The organism is Micromonospora sp. NPDC049662 (assembly GCF_040675055.1).
In the GTDB taxonomy this organism is placed as follows: domain Bacteria; phylum Actinomycetota; class Actinomycetes; order Mycobacteriales; family Micromonosporaceae; genus Micromonospora.
In genome coordinates this window covers 1-5,077 of sequence record NZ_JBFAOC010000099.1, presented here as the reverse complement: position 1 = coordinate 5,077, position 5,077 = coordinate 1, and the positions used below count along the sequence as shown (strand labels likewise).

Below are 5,077 nucleotides of genomic sequence, written 5' to 3'. Positions count from 1 at the left end.
GGCCGCGCCCCCTTTTGTGGTTTTTGTTTTTTTTATTTTTTTTCTACAAACCCCCACCCCGCTTCTTGTGGTGCTTCCGCCCCGAGGCCTCTGCGGTGCCATCCGACACCACCCAAGAAGCGGGTCCGCCAGAGTCTCCTTCGGCGTCATCCGGCGCCCCGCGAATAACTCGTGGAGTCGTGTTCCCGGCCGACCTATGGTGGCGCGGTGCTGATCCGACGTGAGACCCCCGCCGATATCGACGCCATCCGGGCCGTGCACGCCGCGGCCTTCGCCGCCGCCGACCACGGCCCTGCCGACAATCCGGAGCACGGGCCGCAGCACGATCCGGGCCACCGGCCGGACCACGATCCGGGCCACCGGCCGGACCACGATCCGGGCCACGGGCCGGACCACGATCCGGACCACGATCCGGGCCACGGGCCGGACCACGATCCGGGCCACGATCCGGAGCACGGGCCGAGCACGGACACCGCCACCAGGAGCACCGACGGCGGTGGCGAGTGTCGCCTGCCGGTTGAGGCGACGCTCGTGGACGCGTTGCGCGTCGACGACGGGTGGCTGCCCGCGTACTCCCTGGTGGCGGTCGATACGGACGGCCTGGTGGTGGGTCACGTGGTGGCCACGCGGGCCCGCGTGGCCGGTGCGCCGGTGGCGTTGGGCCTCGGGCCGCTCGGCGTGCTGCCCGGCTGGCAGCGACGCGGGGTCGGCAGCGCCCTGATGCACGCGGTCCTGGGCGCGGCCGACGCCCGAGACGAGGCGCTCGTGGTGCTCCTCGGGCACCCCGAGTACTACCCGCGTTTCGGGTTCCGGCCGGCCGTCGAGCTGGGCGTCACCCCGCCGCAGCCGTGGGGCCCGCAGTACTTCATGGCCCGACCGCTGACCGCCTGGCACGGATCGATCCGGGGCGAATTCCGCTACGCCCGCCCCTTCGACGACCTGTGACCGGACCGCACCCGCTGTCGCACCGATCCTGTCGGTCCGTCGCGAGAGGATGGCGACATGACCGACCGGACCGGAAACGAGGATGCTGCCATGGCCCGTGAAGTGCAGATAACGTTCGACGCTGCCGATCCTGCCGCCCTGTCGGCGTTCTGGGCCGACACCCTCGGCTACGAGTTGCAGGGCCCGCCCGGGGGCTTCGACTCGTGGGAGGCCGCGTTGGACGCGATGGGCGTGCCGCCGGAGCGACGCAACGACGCGTCGGCGGTGGTCGACCCCACGGGGGCGGGGCCACGGCTGTTCTTCCAGCGGGTGCCGGAGGGCAAGCAGGCCAAGAATCGCGTCCACCTCGATGTGCGGGCCGCGCCGGGGCTGACGGGTGACGACCGGATGGCGGCCCTGGAGGCGGAGGCCGACCGGCTCACCGCTCGGGGTGCCAGACGGCTCGCCCGACACGAGCCCGCTCCCCCGCTCGGCGCCGGTCACATCGTCATGGCAGACCCGGAGGGCAACGAGTTCTGCCTCGACTGAGCGGGCGTTCTCCCAGCTCACTGCCGCGACGACCGGCCGTCATGCGAACATGTGTACGTGTCGCACGACGCCCACATCCTGCACGCCGACCTGGACGCCTTCTACGCGTCGGTCGAGCAGCGTGACGACCCGCGCCTGCGCGGACGGCCGGTGATCGTCGGCGGCGGCGTGGTGCTGGCCGCCAGCTACGAGGCGAAGGCGCGGGGTGTGCGCAGCGCGATGGGGGGTCAGCAGGCACGACGGCTCTGCCCGGACGCGATCGTGGTGCCGCCCCGGATGTCGGCGTACACGCAGGCCAGCCGGGCGGTGTTCGAGATCTTCCGCCAGACCACGCCGCTGGTCGAAGGGCTCTCCATCGACGAGGCGTTCCTCGACGTGGGCGGGCTGCGCCGGCTGGTCGGCACGCCGGCCGACATCGCCCAGCGGCTGCGCCGGGAGGTCCGCGACCGGGTCGGCCTGCCGATCACGGTGGGTGTGGCCCGGACGAAGTTCCTGGCGAAGGTGGCCAGCGCGGTGGCGAAGCCGGACGGGCTGCTGGTTGTCGCCCCCGACGCCGAGACGGCGTTCCTGCATCCACTGCCGGTGGAACGGCTCTGGGGCGTCGGTCCGGTCACCGCCGCGAAGCTGCGGGAACGCCGGATCCGTACCGTCGCGGACGTGGCCCGGCTCGGCGAGGCCGCGCTGGTGTCCCTGCTCGGGGCCGGCGCCGGCCGGCACCTGCACGCTCTCGCCCACAACCGCGACCCCCGGGCGGTGCAGGTGGGCCGCCGGCGGGGCTCGATGGGCGCGCAGCACGCGTTGGGGCGTACCCCACCTGCGCCGGAGGAACTGGACGCCATCCTCGCCGGTCTGGTCGACCGGGTCACCCGACGGATGCGGGCGGCCGGACGGTCCGGACGCACCATGGTGTTGCGACTCCGCTTCGGCGACTACACCCGCGCCACCCGCTCGCACACCGTGGCCAAGGCGACCGCCGACACCACCGCACTGCTCGCCGCCGCCCGGACACTGCTGCGGGCCGCCCTACCGGAGATCGACCGGCGCGGGGTCACCCTGCTCGGCGTCTCGGTCGGCAACCTGGACGACAACCCGGTGCAGCCGGAGCTGCCGTTCCAAGCCAACACCGGGGCCGACCTGGACGCCGCCGTGGACGCGGTCCGCGACCGCTTCGGCTCGACGGCGCTCACCCGGGCGGCGCTGCTCGGCCGCGCTCCCGGTGTCGAGATGCCGCTATTGCCGGACTAGAGCGCCCCGGTTGCTGCGACCGGAGACACATCACAGCAGGTCGGCGGTTTAGCCGGCCGCACACAGGTGAAGTCTTGAGGGGAAAGCCTGACGAGGGGGGCCCATGTCCGACGAGACCAGCAACCGACCGAGCCGTCGTGCCGAACGCCCGGGCGACGTGACCGACCCGCTGCTCTGGCAGCTCGCGGTCGACGTGCTCGAGGCCCACGAGGCCGACGACGAGGGTCGCTGCCGCAACCTCCAGTGCGCCGGCCAGTCCTGGCCGTGTGCGGCGCGTACGACCGCCGAGCAGTCGTTGCGACTGGCCCGCAGCACCCCCGACTCGGTCGAGACGGCCATCGACGGTGGCGGGGGCGGCACCGGCTGGACGGCCGAGGCCGCCGCGCCGGCGCAGCGCTGGGGCTGGAACGGCGACGTGATGGCCCGCCGCGAGGCGAGGTCGGCCGCCTCGGCGGCGTGACCCGTCCCGCGAGGACAGCGCCAGACGAACGAACGCTCGGCCGGTGACCCGGCCGAGCGTTCGTCGGTACGTACGTCAGAGAGCGAGCCGCTGCCCCGGGAAGATCAGGCCCGGGTCCGCGCCGATCAGCTGACGGTTGCGCTCGTACAGGGCCTGCCAGCCGCCGCTGCGGGGGTGCCGCTCGGCGATCTCCGACAGGGTGTCCCCCGGCGCGACCACGTACGTGTCGCCGCCGGCCGCCGGGGCGGTCCGCTCGTGACCACGGGTAGCCGGCTGGTCGCCGCGTGCCGGCCGCTCCTTGCCGGAGGTGGACGTCGACGACTTGGAGGTCGACTTCGTCGGGGACTTCGCGGTGGACTTCGTCGGGGACTTCGCGGTGGACTTCGTCGAGGTACCGCCCGACGAGCCGCCCTTGCGGCCGCAGGTCGGCCACGCGCCGATGCCCTGCCCGTCGAGCACCTTCTCGGCGATCGCGATCTGCTCGCCACGGCTGGCCAGATCGGCGCGGGCGGCGTACTTCGTGCCGCCGTAGCCGGCCCAGGTGCCCTGGGAGAACTGCAGCCCGCCGTAGTAGCCGTTCCCGGTATTGATCTTCCAGTTGCCGCCGGACTCGCACTGGGCGATCGCGTCCCAGTTGACACCGGCCTGGGCCGGGGCCGCCGGGCCGAAGAGGGCGACGGCGCCGGTGACCGCGCCGACCGCCAGGGTACCGACGGCGACGCGGCGGGTGGTGACCCGTCGATGACGGGGGGTGTACGCAGACGTCATGGATCATTCCTCCACGCCGGCGAGGTGAGCTGTCGGGTTCGGGCCGAGGAGCCCGGCCGCGCGCTGGCGGCTTCACCCCGAGGTGACATGCACCGAGGAACGTTGGGTCCCCCGCTCCTGCCCGGGTTCTGTTTCCGACGACCGGGGGCAGGATTTGGCGTTGCCGGTCGCGGCGTCCACGGTGGTGGACCCGACCGACGGTAGGCACGGTGGGTGACGGTCGCCCACCGCTTGTGAAGTTGTTCACCGGCTCACGCGGGGCGCTGCGGCCAGCGGTTGCGGACGACGTCCACCTGTGCAGCGGCCATCATGGACCGTTTCCCATCAGGGCCTGCCGTCCCGGTGAATTGACGTTCGGACAGGAAACCGTAGACGGGCGGTAGCGATGCTCTGGAGCACACCGGGTCCATCCCGGAAACGACACCCCAGGAGGAGATCATGCCGCTCCAGCAGAGTCGCAACGGCCGTCGCCGCGCCGCAGCCGTCCTCGTAGCCCTACTGGCCGGCGCTGGCCTGACGCTGTCCGCGCCGACCGCCGCACAGGCGTCCAGCCCGTGCACCAGCCTGACCTTCTACCGGGTCGGCGGCTACCCGGGCGGCGCGGACATGCACGTGCCCACCGTCGGCTGGCAGACCGGAAACAAAAGCTGCTACCTCACCTACGGCCACTCGGGCTCCGCGGTGCTGGTGCTCCAGGAGGCGCTGAACAACTGCTACGCGCGGTCGCTCAGCCTGGACGGGAACTACGGTCCGAAGACCCGGGACGCCGTCCGGTACGCCCAGCACAAGATCAATGAGGACATCGTGTACGCGAACATCGCCGAGGACGGCGAGTACGGCCCGCAGACACGTGCCTACATGGGCTTCGCGATCTTCGGGGTCAACGGCGGCCCGGTCATTCCCAACGTCTGCTACTACCCGGGCTGACCGCCGTACAGCGCCGGCGCGTGCCCCCGGGGGCGCCCGGCGGGGCCCGTGCGGGCCCCCCCCCCGGGCGGCGCGGGGGGGCCCCCGGGGCGGGGGCCGCTCCGGGGGTTCTGGGGCTCGTTCCGTTTTTTTTACCCCCCCCCAAACCCCCACGCCGCCGGCCGTGGTCTGGCCCCGCCGCAGGCCGGCCAGTTCTTATGAAAC

6 protein-coding genes and 1 riboswitch are annotated in these 5,077 nt (G+C 72.6%); of the genes, 5 read left to right on the top strand and 1 reads right to left on the bottom strand.

Annotated elements, in window-relative coordinates; translation table 11 throughout:
• Positions 1–207 precede the first annotated feature (207 nt).
• The 4 genes from AB0J36_RS33790 (at position 208) to AB0J36_RS33775 (ending at position 3,178) form a co-directional block, all read left to right on the top strand.
• Entirely contained in the window at positions 208–945 is a 738-nt protein-coding gene (locus tag AB0J36_RS33790) for a GNAT family N-acetyltransferase (protein WP_357392791.1), read from the top strand.
• 90 nt (positions 946–1,035) lie between these two features.
• Positions 1,036–1,473 (top strand): VOC family protein, encoded by a 438-nt coding sequence (locus AB0J36_RS33785; protein ID WP_357122181.1) that lies wholly within the window; start codon positions 1,036–1,038, stop codon positions 1,471–1,473.
• Between the two features lie 57 nt (positions 1,474–1,530).
• Entirely contained in the window at positions 1,531–2,718 is a 1,188-nt protein-coding gene (gene dinB / locus AB0J36_RS33780; protein ID WP_357392790.1) for a DNA polymerase IV, read from the top strand.
• Positions 2,719–2,821: 103 nt separating this feature from the next.
• Entirely contained in the window at positions 2,822–3,178 is a 357-nt protein-coding gene (locus AB0J36_RS33775; RefSeq protein WP_357121596.1) for a hypothetical protein, read from the top strand.
• Positions 3,179–3,253: 75 nt separating this feature from the next.
• Here AB0J36_RS33775 and AB0J36_RS33770 read toward each other — a convergent pair whose 3' ends face one another.
• Positions 3,254–3,946 (bottom strand): transglycosylase family protein, encoded by a 693-nt coding sequence (locus AB0J36_RS33770; RefSeq protein WP_357121593.1) that lies wholly within the window; start codon positions 3,944–3,946, stop codon positions 3,254–3,256.
• Positions 3,946–4,116: riboswitch (cyclic di-AMP (ydaO/yuaA leader) on the bottom strand. It overlaps the preceding gene by 1 nt.
• 268 nt (positions 4,117–4,384) lie before the next feature.
• Here AB0J36_RS33770 and AB0J36_RS33765 point away from each other — a divergent pair.
• Positions 4,385–4,873, top strand: a complete 489-nt coding sequence (locus AB0J36_RS33765; protein WP_357121590.1) for a peptidoglycan-binding domain-containing protein — start codon at positions 4,385–4,387, stop codon at positions 4,871–4,873.
• Positions 4,874–5,077 lie beyond the last annotated feature (204 nt).

Bases quoted from the DNA above. Each gene is read 5' to 3' on its own strand.
- AB0J36_RS33775 (WP_357121596.1), top strand. From the start codon at position 2,822: ATGTCCGACGAGACCAGCAACCGACCGAGCCGTCGTGCCGAACGCCCG.
- AB0J36_RS33770 (WP_357121593.1), bottom strand. From the start codon at position 3,946: ATGACGTCTGCGTACACCCCCCGTCATCGACGGGTCACCACCCGCCGC.
- AB0J36_RS33785 (WP_357122181.1), top strand. From the start codon at position 1,036: ATGGCCCGTGAAGTGCAGATAACGTTCGACGCTGCCGATCCTGCCGCC.
- AB0J36_RS33765 (WP_357121590.1), top strand. From the start codon at position 4,385: ATGCCGCTCCAGCAGAGTCGCAACGGCCGTCGCCGCGCCGCAGCCGTC.